At 63.4% G+C, this 15,539-nt stretch carries 20 protein-coding genes; 16 read left to right on the forward strand and 4 right to left on the reverse strand.

All coding sequences use genetic code 11. The features are described from left to right. Window positions 1-13: 13 nt before the first annotated feature. The 3 genes from BUS06_RS02480 to fliE all read right to left on the reverse strand — a co-directional run bounded on the left by BUS06_RS02480 (window position 14) and on the right by fliE (window position 1,365). On the reverse strand, window positions 14-340 hold the full coding sequence (locus BUS06_RS02480; RefSeq protein ID WP_074262833.1) for a flagellar protein FliT: 327 nt from the start codon (window positions 338-340) through the stop codon (window positions 14-16). Continuing rightward, complete coding sequence (fliS, locus tag BUS06_RS02485) at window positions 337-771, reverse strand: flagellar export chaperone FliS (protein ID WP_074262834.1); 435 nt, start codon at window positions 769-771, stop codon at window positions 337-339. The genes BUS06_RS02480 and fliS overlap by 4 nt, the downstream gene beginning before the upstream one ends. A gap of 258 nt (window positions 772-1,029) precedes the next feature. Continuing rightward, on the reverse strand, window positions 1,030-1,365 hold the full coding sequence (gene fliE / locus BUS06_RS02490; protein ID WP_074262835.1) for a flagellar hook-basal body complex protein FliE: 336 nt from the start codon (window positions 1,363-1,365) through the stop codon (window positions 1,030-1,032). Between the two features lie 235 nt (window positions 1,366-1,600). Here fliE and fliF point away from each other — a divergent pair, with 235 nt between their 5' ends. From fliF to BUS06_RS02520, 6 genes are all read left to right on the forward strand, one after another. Next, window positions 1,601-3,394 (forward strand): flagellar basal-body MS-ring/collar protein FliF, encoded by a 1,794-nt coding sequence (fliF, locus tag BUS06_RS02495; protein ID WP_074262836.1) that lies wholly within the window; start codon window positions 1,601-1,603, stop codon window positions 3,392-3,394. Further along, window positions 3,384-4,379, forward strand: a complete 996-nt coding sequence (gene fliG, locus BUS06_RS02500; protein WP_074262837.1) for a flagellar motor switch protein FliG — start codon at window positions 3,384-3,386, stop codon at window positions 4,377-4,379. The genes fliF and fliG overlap by 11 nt, the downstream gene beginning before the upstream one ends. Continuing rightward, complete coding sequence (fliH, locus tag BUS06_RS02505) at window positions 4,366-5,052, forward strand: flagellar assembly protein FliH (RefSeq protein WP_083611334.1); 687 nt, start codon at window positions 4,366-4,368, stop codon at window positions 5,050-5,052. The genes fliG and fliH overlap by 14 nt, the downstream gene beginning before the upstream one ends. Next, entirely contained in the window at window positions 5,046-6,686 is a 1,641-nt protein-coding gene (gene fliI / locus BUS06_RS02510; RefSeq protein ID WP_074262839.1) for a flagellar protein export ATPase FliI, read from the forward strand. Before fliH ends, fliI begins: the two co-directional genes overlap by 7 nt. Window positions 6,687-6,688: 2 nt before the next feature. Further along, window positions 6,689-7,138, forward strand: a complete 450-nt coding sequence (fliJ, locus tag BUS06_RS02515) for a flagellar export protein FliJ (RefSeq protein ID WP_074262840.1) — start codon at window positions 6,689-6,691, stop codon at window positions 7,136-7,138. 75 nt (window positions 7,139-7,213) lie between these two features. Beyond that, window positions 7,214-8,860 (forward strand): flagellar hook-length control protein FliK, encoded by a 1,647-nt coding sequence (locus BUS06_RS02520; RefSeq protein ID WP_074262841.1) that lies wholly within the window; start codon window positions 7,214-7,216, stop codon window positions 8,858-8,860. Between the two features lie 508 nt (window positions 8,861-9,368). Here BUS06_RS02520 and BUS06_RS37295 read toward each other — a convergent pair. Next, entirely contained in the window at window positions 9,369-9,590 is a 222-nt protein-coding gene (locus tag BUS06_RS37295) for a hypothetical protein (RefSeq protein WP_143787446.1), read from the reverse strand. A 59-nt stretch (window positions 9,591-9,649) separates the two neighbouring features. Here BUS06_RS37295 and fliL point away from each other — a divergent pair, with 59 nt between their 5' ends. The 10 genes from fliL to BUS06_RS02570 all read left to right on the forward strand — a co-directional run bounded on the left by fliL (window position 9,650) and on the right by BUS06_RS02570 (window position 15,478). Beyond that, window positions 9,650-10,165 (forward strand): flagellar basal body-associated protein FliL, encoded by a 516-nt coding sequence (fliL, locus tag BUS06_RS02525; protein ID WP_074262842.1) that lies wholly within the window; start codon window positions 9,650-9,652, stop codon window positions 10,163-10,165. Window positions 10,166-10,220: 55 nt separating this feature from the next. Further along, window positions 10,221-11,219 (forward strand): flagellar motor switch protein FliM, encoded by a 999-nt coding sequence (gene fliM / locus BUS06_RS02530; RefSeq protein ID WP_074262843.1) that lies wholly within the window; start codon window positions 10,221-10,223, stop codon window positions 11,217-11,219. Next, complete coding sequence (gene fliN, locus BUS06_RS02535; RefSeq protein ID WP_074262844.1) at window positions 11,212-11,673, forward strand: flagellar motor switch protein FliN; 462 nt, start codon at window positions 11,212-11,214, stop codon at window positions 11,671-11,673. Before fliM ends, fliN begins: the two co-directional genes overlap by 8 nt. After that, window positions 11,670-12,341 carry a flagellar biosynthetic protein FliO gene (gene fliO, locus BUS06_RS02540; protein ID WP_254368722.1) on the forward strand — a complete coding sequence of 224 codons (672 nt, stop codon included), beginning with the start codon at window positions 11,670-11,672 and terminating at the stop codon, window positions 12,339-12,341. Before fliN ends, fliO begins: the two co-directional genes overlap by 4 nt. Further along, entirely contained in the window at window positions 12,342-13,196 is an 855-nt protein-coding gene (gene fliP / locus BUS06_RS02545; protein ID WP_074262845.1) for a flagellar type III secretion system pore protein FliP, read from the forward strand. A 44-nt stretch (window positions 13,197-13,240) separates the two neighbouring features. Further along, entirely contained in the window at window positions 13,241-13,510 is a 270-nt protein-coding gene (gene fliQ, locus BUS06_RS02550; RefSeq protein WP_074262846.1) for a flagellar biosynthesis protein FliQ, read from the forward strand. A 34-nt stretch (window positions 13,511-13,544) separates the two neighbouring features. After that, window positions 13,545-14,327: a flagellar biosynthetic protein FliR gene (fliR, locus tag BUS06_RS02555; RefSeq protein ID WP_074262847.1), complete on the forward strand. Its 783-nt coding sequence runs from the start codon at window positions 13,545-13,547 to the stop codon at window positions 14,325-14,327. Between the two features lie 232 nt (window positions 14,328-14,559). Next, window positions 14,560-14,787 (forward strand): type VI secretion system tube protein Hcp, encoded by a 228-nt coding sequence (locus BUS06_RS02560; protein ID WP_254368723.1) that lies wholly within the window; start codon window positions 14,560-14,562, stop codon window positions 14,785-14,787. A gap of 51 nt (window positions 14,788-14,838) precedes the next feature. Beyond that, complete coding sequence (locus BUS06_RS02565; RefSeq protein WP_074262848.1) at window positions 14,839-15,135, forward strand: hypothetical protein; 297 nt, start codon at window positions 14,839-14,841, stop codon at window positions 15,133-15,135. Between the two features lie 43 nt (window positions 15,136-15,178). Beyond that, window positions 15,179-15,478, forward strand: coding sequence for a hypothetical protein (locus tag BUS06_RS02570; RefSeq protein ID WP_074262849.1), 300 nt, complete (start codon window positions 15,179-15,181; stop codon window positions 15,476-15,478). Window positions 15,479-15,539 lie beyond the last annotated feature (61 nt).

Consider the following 15,539-nt stretch of genomic DNA (forward strand, 5'->3'; position numbering starts at 1 on the left):
CAGTCAAAAAAGTTCAGCGTGCGCCGTACAACTCCTTGAGCACGCGGGCCGGACGGCCGGCAAACAGCGCCGACAGCGTCGCCATACGGGGATTCGCGAGATCCCGGATGGCGGCGTCGTCCGCGAGAATCTGGCGGATCAGGTCGTATTTACGTGCGCGTTCCACTTCGTCGAGCTTCACCCCGGTTTCCGCGTCCTTCAACGCGTCGACCATATGCCGGTACTCTTCCTGCAACGGCATCAGATCGGTCCAAAGGGCGCGGCGCGCTGCGGTCAGCATACGTGCGGAGATCGCTGCGATGGCCTCGTAGCGGGCAAAATATTCTGTGTTCGAAGTCATCTCATGCTTTCCGCGGTTGGCTGTGTCGCCATCCGCGCGATCTCCGGGGCAATCCCCATCCAGGCTTCTTCGAGCGTGGCCAGCAAGCCGTCGACTTCGACCAGCATCGCCTCGCTCTTCTTCAAGTTAGCTTCGAACAACCGCCGTGCCATATAGCTGTACAACGCGTGCAGGCGTTGCGCGATCTCACCACCCGCTTCGACGTTAAGCGACTGCTGCAATCCGCCTTCGATAATCCGGATCGCCTTGCTGATCGCCACTCCCCGCTCCGCGATGTTTCCTTGCTGCAGATGCATACGCGCCTGAGAGATTGCCCGCCGGGCCCCCTGGTACAGCAGTACGATCAGACGGTGCGGGCTTGAACCCATCACTCCTGTCTCGACGCCGACACGTGCGTATGCGTTGGCTCCAGCGTGTCCTGGGGAAAACATCGGCGCTCCTCCTTTGCTACGGAAACGGAAAGTATCAGACGGCTGCACGGGGCACTTCGCCACTTGCGGATTGATGCCTGTACCTGGTTATCGGATCGGCAACCGAAAAGCTTTAGGACGCGGTAAGGAGGTTTAAGGCGAATGGCTGCAGGCTTGGGCAGGCACAGACGTAGCCGCGCGGCGCCACCAGCCACGGCCACGAACTTCCGCTCGCGGACCGGGTGCGGTGCAGCGTTTGCCAGACCAGCCGCTACGCTGTCAAACCGACATCTGCATGATGTCGTTGTAGGCGGACACCAGCTTGTTGCGCACCTGCAGGCCGAACTGCAGGCCAAGATTGGCCTTCTGCCCGTCGATCATCACATCGTTCAGCGATACATTGGGTGCGCCGACTTCGAACGCCTTCGCCTCGCCGGCCGCGGTTTTCTGATCGTCGCTGATCTTGTCGATCGACGCCTTGAGCGCCGACGCAAAACCGCCCGAGCTTGCCGCAGCGGGTTGATTCGCCACCGCCTCGGTGCCGCCGGCGGCCTGTGCGGCCATGGCCTGCATTTGCTGCAGCGCCGACGAGAGCGCGTTCACGGACATTGTCATGTTCTCTCCTGAGGAAGGTCGAACGGCATAGCAAATCCTACCGATCTGAGCGAGAGAATATCAGCGGGCCTGGTTCGAAAGCCTCGAAACTGGGGGGGAAACCCTGCTCTATTCGAGCAATCGGGTTCGCCGCGCCTGCGCATAATTCCAATCGTGAAAGTCTCTGTCCGTGCCCCTGCCGACCCCGGCGTGGCAGCGGCGGCAGGACCCAGGCATCCCCGGAGATACCCGACGCATGGATTCGTCAGCCAACTCGTTGATTAACCCCGACGCCCGTATGGGCCTCGCCGGCGCGCAACCGCCAGGCGGCGCCGCACCCGGCGCCAGCCAGCCCGGCGGCGCTGCGGACCTGGGCGGTGGGGGCCTCGGCGGTAACTTTAGCCAGCGCCTGTCCGGCCTGACGCAGATGCGCGGCAATCCGCGTGCACCGCTGATCTTCGCGGTCGCCGTGCTGGTTGCCGTCGTGGTCGGTCTGTGGCTCTGGTCGCGCGCTCCTGACTATAAGGTGCTGTATAGCAACCTGTCGGATCAGGACGGTGGCTCAATCATCACCGCGCTGCAGGCCGCCAACATCCCCTACAAGTTCTCCGACGGCGGTGGCGCGATTCTCGTGCCGTCCGACCAGGTGCATGAAATGCGTCTGCGTCTCGCCTCCCAGGGCCTGCCGAAGAGCGGCTCGGTCGGTTTCGAACTGATGGACAACGAGAAGTTCGGCATCAGCCAGTTTGCCGAGCAGGTCAACTATCAGCGCGCGCTGGAAGGTGAACTCGAACGCACCATCGAATCGGTTTCGAGCGTGAAAACGGCCCGCGTCCATCTGGCTATTCCGAAGCCTTCCGTATTCGTACGCGACAAGGAAGCACCCTCGGCCGCGGTGCTGGTGAATCTGTATCCGGGCCGTATGCTCGACGAAGGCCAGGTCAACGCGATCACCCATATGGTGGCCTCGGCGGTGCCCGAAATGCCGCCGCGCGGCGTGACGATCGTCGACCAGGACGGCAACCTGCTGACCCAGCCGCCTTCCGGCGCAGGTCTGGACGCCACCCAGCTCAAATATGTGCAGCAGATCGAACACAACACGCAGCAGCGCATCGACGCGATCCTGGCTCCGTTGTTCGGCGCCGGCAATGCTCACTCGCAGGTGAGCGCCGACGTCAATTTCTCGCAGGTCGAGCAGACCTCGGAAAACTACGGTCCGAACGCCAATCCGCAGCAGGCCGCGATTCGCAGCCAGCAGACCAGCACCGACACGGAAATGTCGCAAGGCGGCGCCTCCGGTGTGCCCGGCGCCTTGTCGAACCAGCCGCCGCAGCCGGCCTCCGCGCCGATCAACGCGCCGAATGGCGCGAGCGGTGTGACCACGACGCCGGTCAGCGACCGCAAGGATGCGACCACCAACTACGAACTCGACAAGACCGTGCGCCACGTCCAGCAGGCAATGGGCAACATCAAGCGGCTGTCGGTGGCGGTGGTGGTGAACTACCTGCCGGTGGTGGATGCGAAGGGCCACTCGACCATGCAGCCGCTCACCGCCGACAAGCTCGCCCAGGTCAACCAGCTGGTGAAGGATGCGATGGGCTTCGACGCTCAGCGCGGCGACTCGGTGAACGTGGTCAACAGCGCCTTCGAGACCGAGGTCGACCCGAACGCCAATCTGCCGTGGTGGCGCACGCCGGACATGATCGCGCTGGCCAAGCAGCTCGCGACGTACCTGGGCATCGGCGCTGTCGCCCTGTTCCTCTACTTCGTGATGGTCAAGCCGGCCCTGCGCCGCGCCTTCCCGCCGCCCACGCCGGTTACTGCCGCCTCACTGCCCTCGCCGGACGAGCCGATGCTGCTCGACGGCCTGCCGGCTAGCGAGCGCAGCGGCAGCAAGGCGAGCGACGACGACGGCGAATCCGACCTGATGTCGCTCGAGAGCGATAAACACAAATTCGAGCGGAACCTGGAATACGCCCGCAACATTGCGCGCCAGGATCCGAAGATCGTTGCAACCGTCGTTAAGAGCTGGGTGTCCGATGAGCGCTGAAGGCGTAGTGAAAAGCGCGCTCCTCCTGATGTCGATCGGTGAGGAAGAAGCGGCGCAGGTATTCAAGTTTCTGGGGCCGCGCGAGGTCCAGAAGATCGGTGTCGCCATGGCGGCGCTGAAGAACGTGACGCGCGAACAGGTCGACGAAGTGCTGCACGAGTTCGTCCGCGAGGCGGAGCAGCACACCGCACTGTCGCTCGACTCGAGCGACTACATCCGCTCGGTGCTGACCAAGGCGCTCGGCGACGACAAGGCCGGCGCGATCATCGACCGGATCCTGCAGGGCAGCGACACGAGCGGTATCGAAGGCCTCAAGTGGATGGATTCGTCGGCCGTGGCCGAGCTGATCAAGAACGAGCACCCGCAGATCATCGCGACCATCCTCGTCCACCTCGACCGCGATCAGGCTTCCGAAATCGTCGCCTGCTTCAGCGAACGTCTGCGTAACGATGTGCTGCTGCGGATCGCCACGCTCGACGGCATCCAGCCGGCCGCGCTGCGCGAACTGGACGATGTACTGACGGGCCTGCTGTCCGGCAGCGACAACCTCAAGCGCAGCCCGATGGGCGGCATTCGCACCGCAGCGGAAATTCTCAACTTCATGTCGAGCAACCACGAAGAAGGCGTGCTCGAAAACGTCCGCCAGTACGACGCGGAACTCGCGCAGAAGATCGTCGATCAGATGTTCGTGTTCGAGAACCTGCTCGACCTGGAAGACCGCGCGATCCAGTTGCTGCTGAAGGAAGTCGAGTCGGAAGCACTGATTATTTCGCTGAAGGGCGCGCCACCTGCGCTGCGCCAGAAGTTCCTCTCGAACATGTCGCAGCGTGCGGCCGAACTGCTCGCCGAAGACCTCGACGCCCGCGGTCCGGTTCGCGTCTCCGAAGTGGAGACGCAGCAACGCCGCATTTTGCAGATCGTGCGCAACCTGGCAGAAAGTGGTCAGATCGCGATAGGCGGCAAGGCGGAAGATGCATATGTCTGATCAGGATCCCGCGCGCAAAGGCAGCCTCTCGGCCTACCAGCGCTGGGAGATGGCCTCGTTCGACCCGGTGCCGCCGGCACCGCCCGAGGAGCCGGCCGACGACAGCGGCGCCTTCGAAGCGGAGCTGCAGCGCCTGCGCGACGCCGCGCATGCCCAGGGCCTCGCCTCCGGTCACGTGGCCGGGCAGGCGCTCGGCTACCAGGCAGGCTACGATCAGGGTCACGCGCAAGGCTTCACGCAGGGGCAAACCGAAGCGCGCGAAGAAGCCGCGCGCCTTGCCGCCCTGGCGGAAACCTTCAAGGTCGCACTGGACGGCGCGCAACACGAAATTTCGGAGAACCTGGTGGCGCTCGCGCTGGACATCGCGCAGCAGGTGGTACGCCAGCATGTGCAGCATGATCCGGCCGCACTGATTGCCGTAGCCCGCGAAGTCATCGCAGCGGAGCCGGCCTTGACCGGCGCGCCGCACCTGGTAGTGAGCCCGGCGGACCTGCCGGTGGTCGAAGCGTATCTGATGGAAGAACTACAGGCGCGCGGCTGGTCCGTGCGAACCGATCCGGCCGTGGAACGCGGCGGTTGCCGCGCCCACGCCAGCACCGGCGAAGTGGATGCCGGTATCGACACACGCTGGGAGCGGGTTGCTGCCGCCCTCGGCAAGGCAAGCACATGGTAAAGCCGACCATCGAGGAAATCCGCGCCAGCGACCTGACGCCGCTCGAACAGGAGCTGGCGCTGGCCTCGTTCGGCATGCACGCGCTGCCGCCCGAGCCGATGGAGTTGCCGAGTGCGCAGCCCGCGCCGCGGACGGCCGCCCCGCACGATCCTCGCCACGGTCACTCGGCCAGCGCGTTCGCCGCCGCGAGCCGCGATGCCGCGCCGTCTTCAGCGAAAGCCGCGGCTCGCCCTGCGCCGAACCCGGCGCTCGCCAACAACCCGCACATGAACGCCTGGCGTGACCATCTCGATGGACTGCGCGCCCGTAACGCGATTGCGCGGCCAATGCGCGCCTGCGGACGCCTGACACGGGCCGCGGGCCTCGTGCTCGAAGCGGTCGGGCTGCGCCTGTCGGTCGGCGCCGAAGTGATGATCGAACTGCCGCTGGGCAGCTCGCGGCCGATGGCGGAAGCCGAAGTCGTGGGCTTCGCCGGCGACAAGCTGTTCCTGATGCCGACCACCGAAGTGATCGGCCTCCTGCCTGGCGCACGCGTCTATCCGCTGGAAAGCGCACCGATCGCCGATCCGATGGCGGGCGCGAAGCGTCTGCCGGTGGGCTGGGAACTGCTCGGCCGCGTACTCGATGCCTCCGGCCGGCCGCTCGACGGGCTCGGTCCGCTCGGCACGAAAATGGACGCCCCGCTCTCCGCCCCGACCATCAATCCGCTTAACCGCGAGCCGATTCACAAGGTGCTCGACGTCGGCGTGCGCGCGATCAACGCGCTGCTGACGGTGGGCCGCGGCCAGCGCATGGGCCTGTTCGCCGGCTCCGGTGTCGGTAAATCGGTGCTGCTCGGCACGATGGCGCGCTACACCAGCGCCGAGGTAATCGTGATCGGCCTGATCGGCGAACGCGGCCGCGAAGTGAAGGAATTCATCGAACAGATTCTCGGTGAGGATGGCCTCGCGCGCTCGGTGGTGGTGGCCGCGCCAGCGGACGTCTCACCGCTTCTGCGGATGCAGGCCGCTGCCTACTCGACCTCGCTCGCCGAATACTTCCGCGATCAGGGCAAGCACGTGCTGCTGCTGATGGACTCGCTGACCCGCTACGCAATGGCCCAGCGCGAGATCGCCCTGGCGGTCGGCGAACCGCCGGCCACCAAGGGCTATCCGCCGTCCGTGTTCGCCAAGCTGCCGGCGCTCGTCGAGCGCACCGGCAATGGCCCGGCAGGCGGCGGATCGATTACGGCGTTCTACACGGTGCTGACCGAAGGCGACGACCAGCAGGACCCGATCGCCGACTCGGCGCGCGCGATTCTGGACGGCCACATCGTGCTGTCGCGTTCGCTGGCCGAAGCCGGGCACTATCCGGCAATCGACATCGAAGCCTCGATCAGCCGCGCGATGACTGCGCTGATCGACGAGCCGCACCTGGAGAAGACGCGGCTCTTCAAACAGATGCTGTCGCGTTACCAGCGTAACCGCGACCTGATCAATGTGGGCGCCTATTCGACGGGGCGCGACCAGTTACTCGATCGCGCGATCGCACTGTATCCGCGTATTGAAGCGTTTTTGCAACAAGGTTTCCGCGAATGTGCGGAATTTGACGCGAGTCTGAAGAGACTCGATGCGCTGTTTGCCCAAGGAGGCTGACGATGGCGAAACACTTTCCGATCAAGACGCTTATTGGCCTCGCCCAGGACGATGTGGACGCCGCCGCGCAGCGCCTTGGCCGAGCCCAACGTGAGGCAAGTGAAGTGCAGGCGCAGCTCGACGCCTTGGTGCGCTACCGCGACGAATACCACTCCCGCTTCACGACGACCGCCCAAAGCGGGATGCCGGCCGGCAACATGCGCAACTTCCAGGCTTTCATCGATACGCTCGACGCCGCCATCGAACAGCAGCGCAAGCTGTTGAACGCAGCGAACGCGCGCGTCGAAGCGGCGAAGCCGGAGTGGCAGCGTCACAAACAGAAGCTAGGCTCTTACGAAGTACTGCAGGCACGCGGCGAAGCAGCGGAAGCGCAGCAAACGGCGCGCCGTGAACAACGCGATGCAGATGAACACGCCGCGCGCATTCTCAGGATGCGCGCCGAGGGTGCATAACCCGCAAGCGAGCACGACAGCTCGACCGGGAGCAGCCGGAACTTGACCGGATTTACCGGATAGACAGGATCAACCATGTCGCCACTTTCATATATCAGTTCGCTATTCGGCTCGTCGAACAGCACGCCGGGCAGTTCGCCGTCGGACTCTGCGAGCGCGCAACTGTTCTCGCAGACCCTGCAACAGAGCATGGAGGCGCAGACCGAAGCCGCGCAGAACGCAAGCGACGCGCAGAACCAGCCGACGCCGACACCCCCGACACCCTATTCACCGCCGACGCCGTCGGACCCGTCGTATTCCGCGAGCACGCAGAGCGCCTCGCAGCCGGACGCCCAGGCACCGGACAGCGCGGATGACAGCAGCGACAGCACGAGCGACGCAAGCAACACCAGCAATAGTTCGAGCAGCGCCGGCAGCACCGCTAGCGCCGACGGTTCGAGCAGCACAAGCGGCGCCAGCGGTACGAGCGGCAGTTCCAGTACCAGCAATGCCAACGGTGCGAACGGTGCCAACAGCAGCGGCACTAACTCGGCGAGCTCCTCGAGCAACACGCAGCAGGCGAGCGGCAACGGCAACGCGAAGGGCACGACGGCACAGCAGGACAGCGACGGATCGAACGATGCCGCGAGCACGACGACAGCGTCGTCGGTACTGGCGCAGTTGCAGGCACAGCTTCAGGCCAGCGCCAACGCGAGCGCCGGCGGCACGAACACACAGACAACCGGCGACGCCGGCACGACGTTGACGGACGGCACGACCGCGCAGGGCGCGAAAGACAGCGACAAGGCGGACGGCACGCACCACGGCAAGCGCCTGGCCTCGGCAGACGGAAAGACGGCCAACGACGCGCTGCAGGCGGCGCTGGCAGCACTCAACGGCACGCAGGGTGCAGTGCCGGCCCAGGCCACGAACGCCGGCAATGCGACGACGGGCGCAGCGGGATCGAACGACGACACCGACCTGTCGGTGAGCGCCTCGAAGAGCGACAAGAACTCGGCAAGCAACACGCTTCTGGGCGATGCGAAGCTCAAGCAGGGCGACAAGACCGATCCGACTGCGGTCACGACGACGAGCCCGACGGACACAGCGGCCAGGGATGCAGCCGATGCGCTGGCATTGACGGGCATGGCGAACACACAGGACAGCCTGTCGAGTTTGAAGGGCACGGCGGACGCAGCGAACGCGGCGCTGGCCGCGAGCCAGGCTGCGGCGAGCGCATCGACGGCAACGACGGCCACTCAGGGCACGAACCCGGCAACGACCGCGGCGGCCGCGAGCACGTTGGGACCGGAGGTGGGCACGTCGGATTGGGAAGAAGCTTTGGGACAGAAGGTGGTGTTTTTGTCGAACGCACATCAACAGAGTGCTGAGTTGACACTGAACCCGAAGGACCTGGGACCACTTCAGGTGGTGTTGCAGGTTGCCGATAACCATGCACATGCGTTGTTTGTTTCGCAGCATCCGCAGGTACGGGAGGCCGTTGAGGCGGCGTTGCCGAAGTTGCGGGAGGCGATGGAGCAGAACGGTATAGGGTTGGGGAGTGCCTCCGTCACTGATGGGTTTGCCAGGCAGACTGGGCAGCAGGGGCAGTCGTCGGCCAATGGGGCGAGGAATGGCTCTGCCAGTGGGGTTGCCTCCGGCGGGGATGATGACGGAGATTCCACTGCTGTCGCTAATGTTGCCGTTCGGCGGACTGTGGGGCTTGTGGATACGTTTGCTTGATGTTTGGGGTTTGGGTTTGCCTGCGCGGCGCTTTGGTGGTTGTTCTTGCTGCTTTGGCCTTTCCTTGCATTCTTATTGGTCTATTAGCTTCGCCCCTGTGCGGGGCGGCACTTACTTTCTTTGCCGCCGCAAAGAAAGTAAGCAAAGAAAGCGGGCTTGCAACCGCCAGCCTGTAGGTGTCCACCACTGACATGAAGTCGTAGTGGTCCGCGCACGAAATGTGCGCTCGCACCACCCCCGTCAGTGACAAAGCATTCATCCACCCCACTCCGCACGACGTGCGTCGCGGATGGGTCTGCCTGGGAAGGCGGGGCAAGTACCACGGGTGTTGGTTTTTCGGCCGTGGCGGCGCAGTGCGCCTACCGCTGTGCCCCGCAGACGGAAGTTATGCCCGACGGCGGGCGCGTAGCGCAACGCTGGAGCGGATGAGTGCTGTGTCATTAACGGGGGTGGTGCGAGAGCGCAATGCGTGCGCGGACCACTCTGGCTTCATGCCAGCGGGGGACACCTACAGGCTAGCGGTTGCAAGCCCGCTTTCTTTGCTTACTTTCTTTGCGGCGGCAAAGAAAGTAAGTGCCGCCCCGCACAGGGGCATCGCTAATAGACCGATAAGACAGCAAGGAAAGGCCAAAGCAGCAAGAACAACCACCAAAGCGCCGCGCAGGCAAAAAAACACCGCAAAACCACAAACCGAAGGAATACCCCCCAAACCCCCTTCTTTTCGACCCATCGCGCGAAGCGCACCTGAACAACAATTCACCATACCAGCACTGAGGCAAGCAAGCACCCATGGCATCGACGACCGCAAACCAGCAAGGCACTGTTCAGCCGGCCACTCCTGGCCCGATGAAACGCATCATCCTGATCGTGCTGATCGCGCTTATCGCCGCAGGCGCGGCCGCCGGCGGCACATGGTTCTTCATGGCCCATCGGGAAGCCGCCCCCGCTCCAGCTCAAGCCGCCGCAGCGGCACCCGCGGCCCAGGCCGTGCCGGTGTTCTTCCCGCTCGAACCCATGACCGTCAACCTTCAATCAGATGACGGCCAGCAACACTATCTGCGCATCGGTCTCACGCTCAAGCTGAATGACCCCAAGGTCCAGCAACAGCTCACCGACCATATGCCGGAAGTCCGCAGCCGCGTCCTGCTCGCGCTGTCGAACAAACACCCGGACGATCTCGCGCCCCTCGAAGGCAAGCGCGCGCTCGCAACCGAACTCAAGACGCTGATCGAACAGCCGAACGATAAGGGCGCTGCGCCCATCTCGATCGATGACGTGCTGTTCACCGAATTCGTCGTGCAGTGACGCCGCGTAACGCTGCTGCCATCATCAACCGCCAAGGGACGCACGAGGAATAGGAATGGGCCACGAAGAGTTCATGTCCCAGGAGGAGGTCGATGCACTCCTCAAGGGCGTAACCGGCGAGTCCGACTCGGAAGCCGAGCAGTCAGATCGCTCAGGTGTCCGGCCGTACAACATCGCCACGCAGGAACGCATCGTCCGCGGCCGGATGCCCGGCCTCGAAATCATCAACGACCGCTTCGCGCGTCTGTTGCGCGTGGGTATCTTCAACTTCATGCGCCGTACCGCGGAAATTTCCGTCGGCCCGGTGAAGGTGGTGAAGTACAGCGAATTCACGCGCAATCTGCCGATCCCGACCAACCTGAACCTGGTCCACGTGAAGCCGTTGCGCGGCACCTCGCTCTTCGTGTTCGACCCGAATCTGGTGTTCTTCGTGGTCGACAACCTGTTCGGCGGTGACGGGCGCTTCCACACCCGCGTCGAAGGCCGCGATTTCACGGCCACCGAACAGCGCATCATCAGCAAGCTGCTCAACCTCGTGTTCGAGCACTACACGAATTCATGGAAGAGCGTTCGCCAGCTGCAGTTCGAGTTTGTGCGCTCCGAAATGCACACGCAGTTCGCCAACGTCGCGACGCCGAACGAAATCGTCATCGTCACGCAGTTCTCGATCGAGTTCGGCACCACCGGCGGCACGCTGCACATCTGCATGCCGTACTCGATGATCGAGCCGATCCGCGACGTCCTGTCGTCGCCGATCCAGGGTGAAGCTGTCGACGTCGACCGCCGCTGGGTGCGTGTGCTGTCGCAGCAGGTGCAAGCCGCGGAAGTCGAACTGAGTGCCGATCTCGCGCAGATCCCGATCACGTTCGAGCAGATCCTGAACATGCGCAAAGGCGATGTGCTGCCGATCAATATCCCCGAACACATCACCGCGAAGGTGGATGGAGTGCCGGTGATGGAATGCGGCTACGGTATTTTCAATGGTCAATATGCGTTGCGGGTCCAGAAAATGATCAGCGCAGCGGACACGATTAAGGATGGTGGATATGACTGAGCTGAATGCATCGCCGGAGAAGGAATTGCCGGCAAGCGAGGCGCAACTGGCGGGCATGGAAGCCGTCTCCGACGACAATGCGCTCGACGACTGGGCCAGCGCGCTCGCCGAGCAGAACGACAACAGCGCCGTCAACGCGACGACCGCCGGCGTGTTCCAGCCGCTCTCGAAAGTTGAACCGAACACGACGCGCAACGACATCGACATGATCCTGGACATTCCGGTCCAGATGACTGTCGAACTCGGCCGCACCAAGATCGCTATCCGCAACCTGCTGCAACTCGCGCAGGGCTCGGTGGTGGAGCTCGACGGCCTCGCCGGCGAGCCGATGGACGTGCTGGTGAACGGCTGTCTGATCGCGCAGGGTGAAGTCGTGGTCGTCAACGACAAGTTCGGCATCCGCCTGACCGACATCATCACGCCGTCCGAACGCATCCGGAAGCTGAATCGATGAAACGCCTTGCCGGGCGCAGTGCGCGCCTTAGTGGGCGCAACGGTGCGCACCGGCGGTCAGCCAGTCACGCCGGCAACGGCGTCGCGGCACTTGCAGCCGCTCGCGGCTTCGGAAACGCCGCAACTGCCCTCGCCTTTCTCCTGAGCACGCCGCTTGCCCTCGTTCCGGCGAGCGCCGCTGCCGCCGATATGAATGCGGTCAACCATCCCGCCCAGGTCGCCTCCGGCGTCGGCGCGGGCGCGGCGGTGCCGTCGCTCGGGGTCGGCGCGGTGCTGCAAACCGTTCTCGGCCTGCTGGTCGTAATCGGCCTGGTGTTTGCCTGTGCCTGGCTCGCACGCCGCTTCGGCCTGCAACCTGGCAGCCGCGGCGGTCTCGTGAAGACCATCGGCGGCGCCTCGCTGGGCGGCAAGGAGCGCGTCGCGGTCGTCGAGATCGGCGATACATGGCTCGTACTCGGCGCGGCACCCGGCAATGTGCGCCTGCTGCACACCATGCCGGCCGGCTCGGCTGCCGGTGCAGGTGTGGGTTTGAGCACGGCAGCCTCAGGCGATCCGCTGCAGCCAGGCGCTGGCGGCGCACTGCCGGGCACCTTCGGACAACGCTTTCGCGACGCCTTGAAAGGCGAAGTGGGCAAACGTTTCAACCGGCCGAACGGCGGGGATCAGTAAATGCAGTCCAGTCAACAGTCAGCGCGCCGCGAGCACGCAGCCTCGAGCCGCGCATCCGCTCCCAGCCAGCGCAGTTTCCTTTCGACGCTGTTCGCCACGCTGCGGCGCTGCTTCGCGCTCGCGATACCGGTGCTGCCGATCCTGCTGATCGCCATGCCGTCGCTCACCTGCGCGCAGACCGCCGGCCTGCCCGCCTTCAATACCAGCCCGGGGCCGAACGGCGGCACGACCTATTCGCTGAGTGTGCAGACGATGCTGCTGCTCACGATGCTGTCGTTCCTGCCGGCCATGGTGCTGATGATGACGAGCTTCACGCGCATCATCATCGTGCTGTCGCTGCTGCGCCAGGCACTCGGCACCACCACCACGCCGCCTAACCAGGTGCTGGTCGGACTCGCGCTGTTTCTTACGCTGTTCATCATGTCGCCGGTGCTGAACAAGGCCTACACCGACGGTTACAAGCCTTTCTCGGACGGCACGTTGCCGATGGATCAGGCGGTCAACCGCGGCCTCGCGCCGTTCAAGACCTTCATGCTGCGGCAGACGCGCGAATCCGATCTGGCGCTGTTCGCCCGCATTTCGCATGCACCGCCGATGCAGGGTCCCGAAGACGTGCCGTTGCCCCTGCTCGTGCCGGCGTTCGTGACGAGCGAGCTGAAAACCGGCTTCCAGATCGGCTTCACCATCTTCATTCCGTTCCTCATCATCGACATGGTGGTGGCTAGCGTGCTGATGTCGATGGGGATGATGATGGTGTCGCCCGCGACGATCTCGTTGCCGTTCAAGCTGATGCTGTTCGTGCTGGTCGACGGCTGGCAATTGCTGATCGGCTCGCTCGCGCAAAGCTTCAGCTAACCCGGCGCACCCGCCTAACCCTCACCGCTTACGGCCTATTCATCATGACACCCGAATCAGTCATGGCACTGGCGCACCAGGCGATGTACGTCGCCGTGCTGCTGGCCGCACCGCTCCTGCTCGTGGCGCTCGTCGTCGGTCTGGTGATCAGCCTGTTCCAGGCCGCCACGCAGATCAACGAAGCGACGCTGTCGTTCATTCCCAAGCTGCTGGCGATCGCCGTCACGCTCGTGATTGCCGGCCCGTGGATGCTGTCGACCATGCTCGACTATCTGCGCCAGATGCTGACCAACATCCCGACGCTCGCCAACTGAGCCTGCTGAGCCCACTGAACATCAGGCGTCCATCATGTTTTCCGTCACCTATGCGCAGCTGAACACGTGGATGGCCTCGTTTCTGTGGCCGCTCGTGCGCATTCTCGCGTTGGTGGCAACCGCGCCGGTGTTCGGTAACGCAGCGCTCTCGACGCCGGTGAAGATCGGCCTGTCGAGCTTTATCACACTTATCGTCGCGCCGACGCTCGCCCCGCTGCCGCAAGTCACCGTCTTCTCGGCGATGGGCGTGTGGATTATCGTGAACCAGTTCGTGATCGGCGCCGCCCTCGGCCTGACCATGCAGATCGTCTTCACCGCGATTCAAGCGACCGGCGAATTCGTCGGACTCGGCATGGGTCTCGGCTTCGCGACGTTCTTCGATCAGGAGGCGAGCGGCTCGAGCGCGGTGCTCTCGAGTTACATGAACGTCTTCTCGATGCTGGTGTTTTTGGTGCTCGATGGGCACCTGCAGATGATAAGCGCGCTGGTCGTCACCTTCCAGACACTGCCGATCTCAGCTGACCTGCTTGGCTCGGCTGGCTGGCGCACGCTGGCAGGATGGGGCGGGACGATCTTTTCGATGGGGCTGCTGTTGTCGCTGCCGGTGGTCGCTGCACTGCTGATCGCCAACCTCTCGCTCGGCATTCTCAACCGCGCGGCGCCGCAAATCGGCGTATTCCAGATCGGCTTTCCGCTGACGATGCTGGTCGGCATGCTGCTGCTGCAGTTGATGGTACCGAACATGATCCCGTTCTTCGCGCGGATGTTCGATCTGGGGATTGACCAGATGGGGCGGGTGGCGGCGGGGTTGCGGTAGGCGTGGTAGACCCGGTCGCAGGGACCGCGGGTTGTTGACCGGTCTTCTGGACAACTCACCACTATGTAGAAGGCGCGACCGGGTCGCGCCTTTTCTTTTTCGGCTTCGGGATTCTCAAGTCCGCTCTCACGATCGCAAACGACGACGGGATCGCGAACCCGCCTTTGCAAATTTTGACAGTTGCGTATCAACGCTGCCATACATTCACATCTCTTAACGATGGGGATTCTGTATGGCTACTCCTTTGCACCTTTGGTTGAAAGACGACGGCGGCGCGGACATCCGAGGATCCAGCGAAGTCCTCGGAAGGGAGGGAAGCATTGAAGTTCTAAGTCTGACGCACGGCATCCATACACCTTCGGATAGCCACACCGGAATGCTGATGGGCGCGCGTTCACATCATCCGCTGACAATCGAAAAGGAAATAGACCGTGCATCCATTTCGCACGCGTCACCCTGACCTGCCGGTGCCCGGTACCTCGATGCGCGCCTACGGCACGGTCGAAGTTCGATGAAACGGATAATCCTGCGTGTCGCATACGTCATCGCATTTATTGTTGCGTCGGTCTTCGGCGGTTTGTATTTGGGAAGGTTTGTCTTCCGAATGCCATTTTGGGTACCCGACTGGCTGTTTTACCCAGTTCAAGGCGCAGCGGAGACAATCGGCCTGATTCCGCCCGAGGACGGAGAAGATGCCGAAGCGATATGCGGCATCTTGGCACTGATAGCGTGTATTTCAGTGGTTGCGCTTACGTTGCGCCTTGCGTCGATCCTGATCGCGCGTCATGTCCGAAAACGGAGACCTTGAAGTTATGTGTCCCGTTGCGCGCTCACGGCACAGTGGAATACCGATGAAACGCTCAATCCTGCGTGCCACATACGCGGTTGCGCTTATCGCTGCTTCGCTCTACGGCGGTTGGTGGCTAGGCAAATTCATATCGTCGTTTCCATTCGAATTTCCGTTATGGCTTCTAGAGATGATTGAGGCAGGAATGCACGCCGCCGGAGCACCCGATCCACTCGACCCGGAAATCATCGAGATATTTGGCCTTATGACGCTGTTCGTTGCTTGCTGCATAGTCGTCGCAATCGCGCTCGGAATCGCTCTTTTCCTGTTGAGACGATATCTGAAAAAGCACCGTGCGTCGTGAATACAAGGCCGTGCAGAGATGCACGGCTTTTTATTGCCCCAAACAAAAAACGGGAGGCCGC

It is taken from the genome of Paraburkholderia phenazinium, from assembly GCF_900141745.1.
Classification (GTDB): Bacteria; Pseudomonadota; Gammaproteobacteria; order Burkholderiales; family Burkholderiaceae; genus Paraburkholderia; species Paraburkholderia phenazinium_B.

What these genes read in the sequence shown, in the direction of transcription:
- BUS06_RS02480 (WP_074262833.1), bottom strand. Translation starts at nt 340, where the DNA reads ATGACTTCGAACACAGAATATTTTGCCCGCTACGAGGCCATCGCAGCG.
- fliS (WP_074262834.1), bottom strand. Translation starts at nt 771, where the DNA reads ATGTTTTCCCCAGGACACGCTGGAGCCAACGCATACGCACGTGTCGGC.
- fliE (WP_074262835.1), bottom strand. Translation starts at nt 1,365, where the DNA reads ATGACAATGTCCGTGAACGCGCTCTCGTCGGCGCTGCAGCAAATGCAG.
- fliF (WP_074262836.1), top strand. Translation starts at nt 1,601, where the DNA reads ATGGATTCGTCAGCCAACTCGTTGATTAACCCCGACGCCCGTATGGGC.
- fliG (WP_074262837.1), top strand. Translation starts at nt 3,384, where the DNA reads ATGAGCGCTGAAGGCGTAGTGAAAAGCGCGCTCCTCCTGATGTCGATC.
- fliH (WP_083611334.1), top strand. Translation starts at nt 4,366, where the DNA reads ATGCATATGTCTGATCAGGATCCCGCGCGCAAAGGCAGCCTCTCGGCC.
- fliI (WP_074262839.1), top strand. Translation starts at nt 5,046, where the DNA reads ATGGTAAAGCCGACCATCGAGGAAATCCGCGCCAGCGACCTGACGCCG.
- fliJ (WP_074262840.1), top strand. Translation starts at nt 6,689, where the DNA reads ATGGCGAAACACTTTCCGATCAAGACGCTTATTGGCCTCGCCCAGGAC.
- BUS06_RS02520 (WP_074262841.1), top strand. Translation starts at nt 7,214, where the DNA reads ATGTCGCCACTTTCATATATCAGTTCGCTATTCGGCTCGTCGAACAGC.
- BUS06_RS37295 (WP_143787446.1), bottom strand. Translation starts at nt 9,590, where the DNA reads ATGGGTCGAAAAGAAGGGGGTTTGGGGGGTATTCCTTCGGTTTGTGGT.
- fliL (WP_074262842.1), top strand. Translation starts at nt 9,650, where the DNA reads ATGGCATCGACGACCGCAAACCAGCAAGGCACTGTTCAGCCGGCCACT.
- fliM (WP_074262843.1), top strand. Translation starts at nt 10,221, where the DNA reads ATGGGCCACGAAGAGTTCATGTCCCAGGAGGAGGTCGATGCACTCCTC.
- fliN (WP_074262844.1), top strand. Translation starts at nt 11,212, where the DNA reads ATGACTGAGCTGAATGCATCGCCGGAGAAGGAATTGCCGGCAAGCGAG.
- fliO (WP_254368722.1), top strand. Translation starts at nt 11,670, where the DNA reads ATGAAACGCCTTGCCGGGCGCAGTGCGCGCCTTAGTGGGCGCAACGGT.
- fliP (WP_074262845.1), top strand. Translation starts at nt 12,342, where the DNA reads ATGCAGTCCAGTCAACAGTCAGCGCGCCGCGAGCACGCAGCCTCGAGC.
- fliQ (WP_074262846.1), top strand. Translation starts at nt 13,241, where the DNA reads ATGACACCCGAATCAGTCATGGCACTGGCGCACCAGGCGATGTACGTC.
- fliR (WP_074262847.1), top strand. Translation starts at nt 13,545, where the DNA reads ATGTTTTCCGTCACCTATGCGCAGCTGAACACGTGGATGGCCTCGTTT.
- BUS06_RS02560 (WP_254368723.1), top strand. Translation starts at nt 14,560, where the DNA reads ATGGCTACTCCTTTGCACCTTTGGTTGAAAGACGACGGCGGCGCGGAC.
- BUS06_RS02565 (WP_074262848.1), top strand. Translation starts at nt 14,839, where the DNA reads ATGAAACGGATAATCCTGCGTGTCGCATACGTCATCGCATTTATTGTT.
- BUS06_RS02570 (WP_074262849.1), top strand. Translation starts at nt 15,179, where the DNA reads ATGAAACGCTCAATCCTGCGTGCCACATACGCGGTTGCGCTTATCGCT.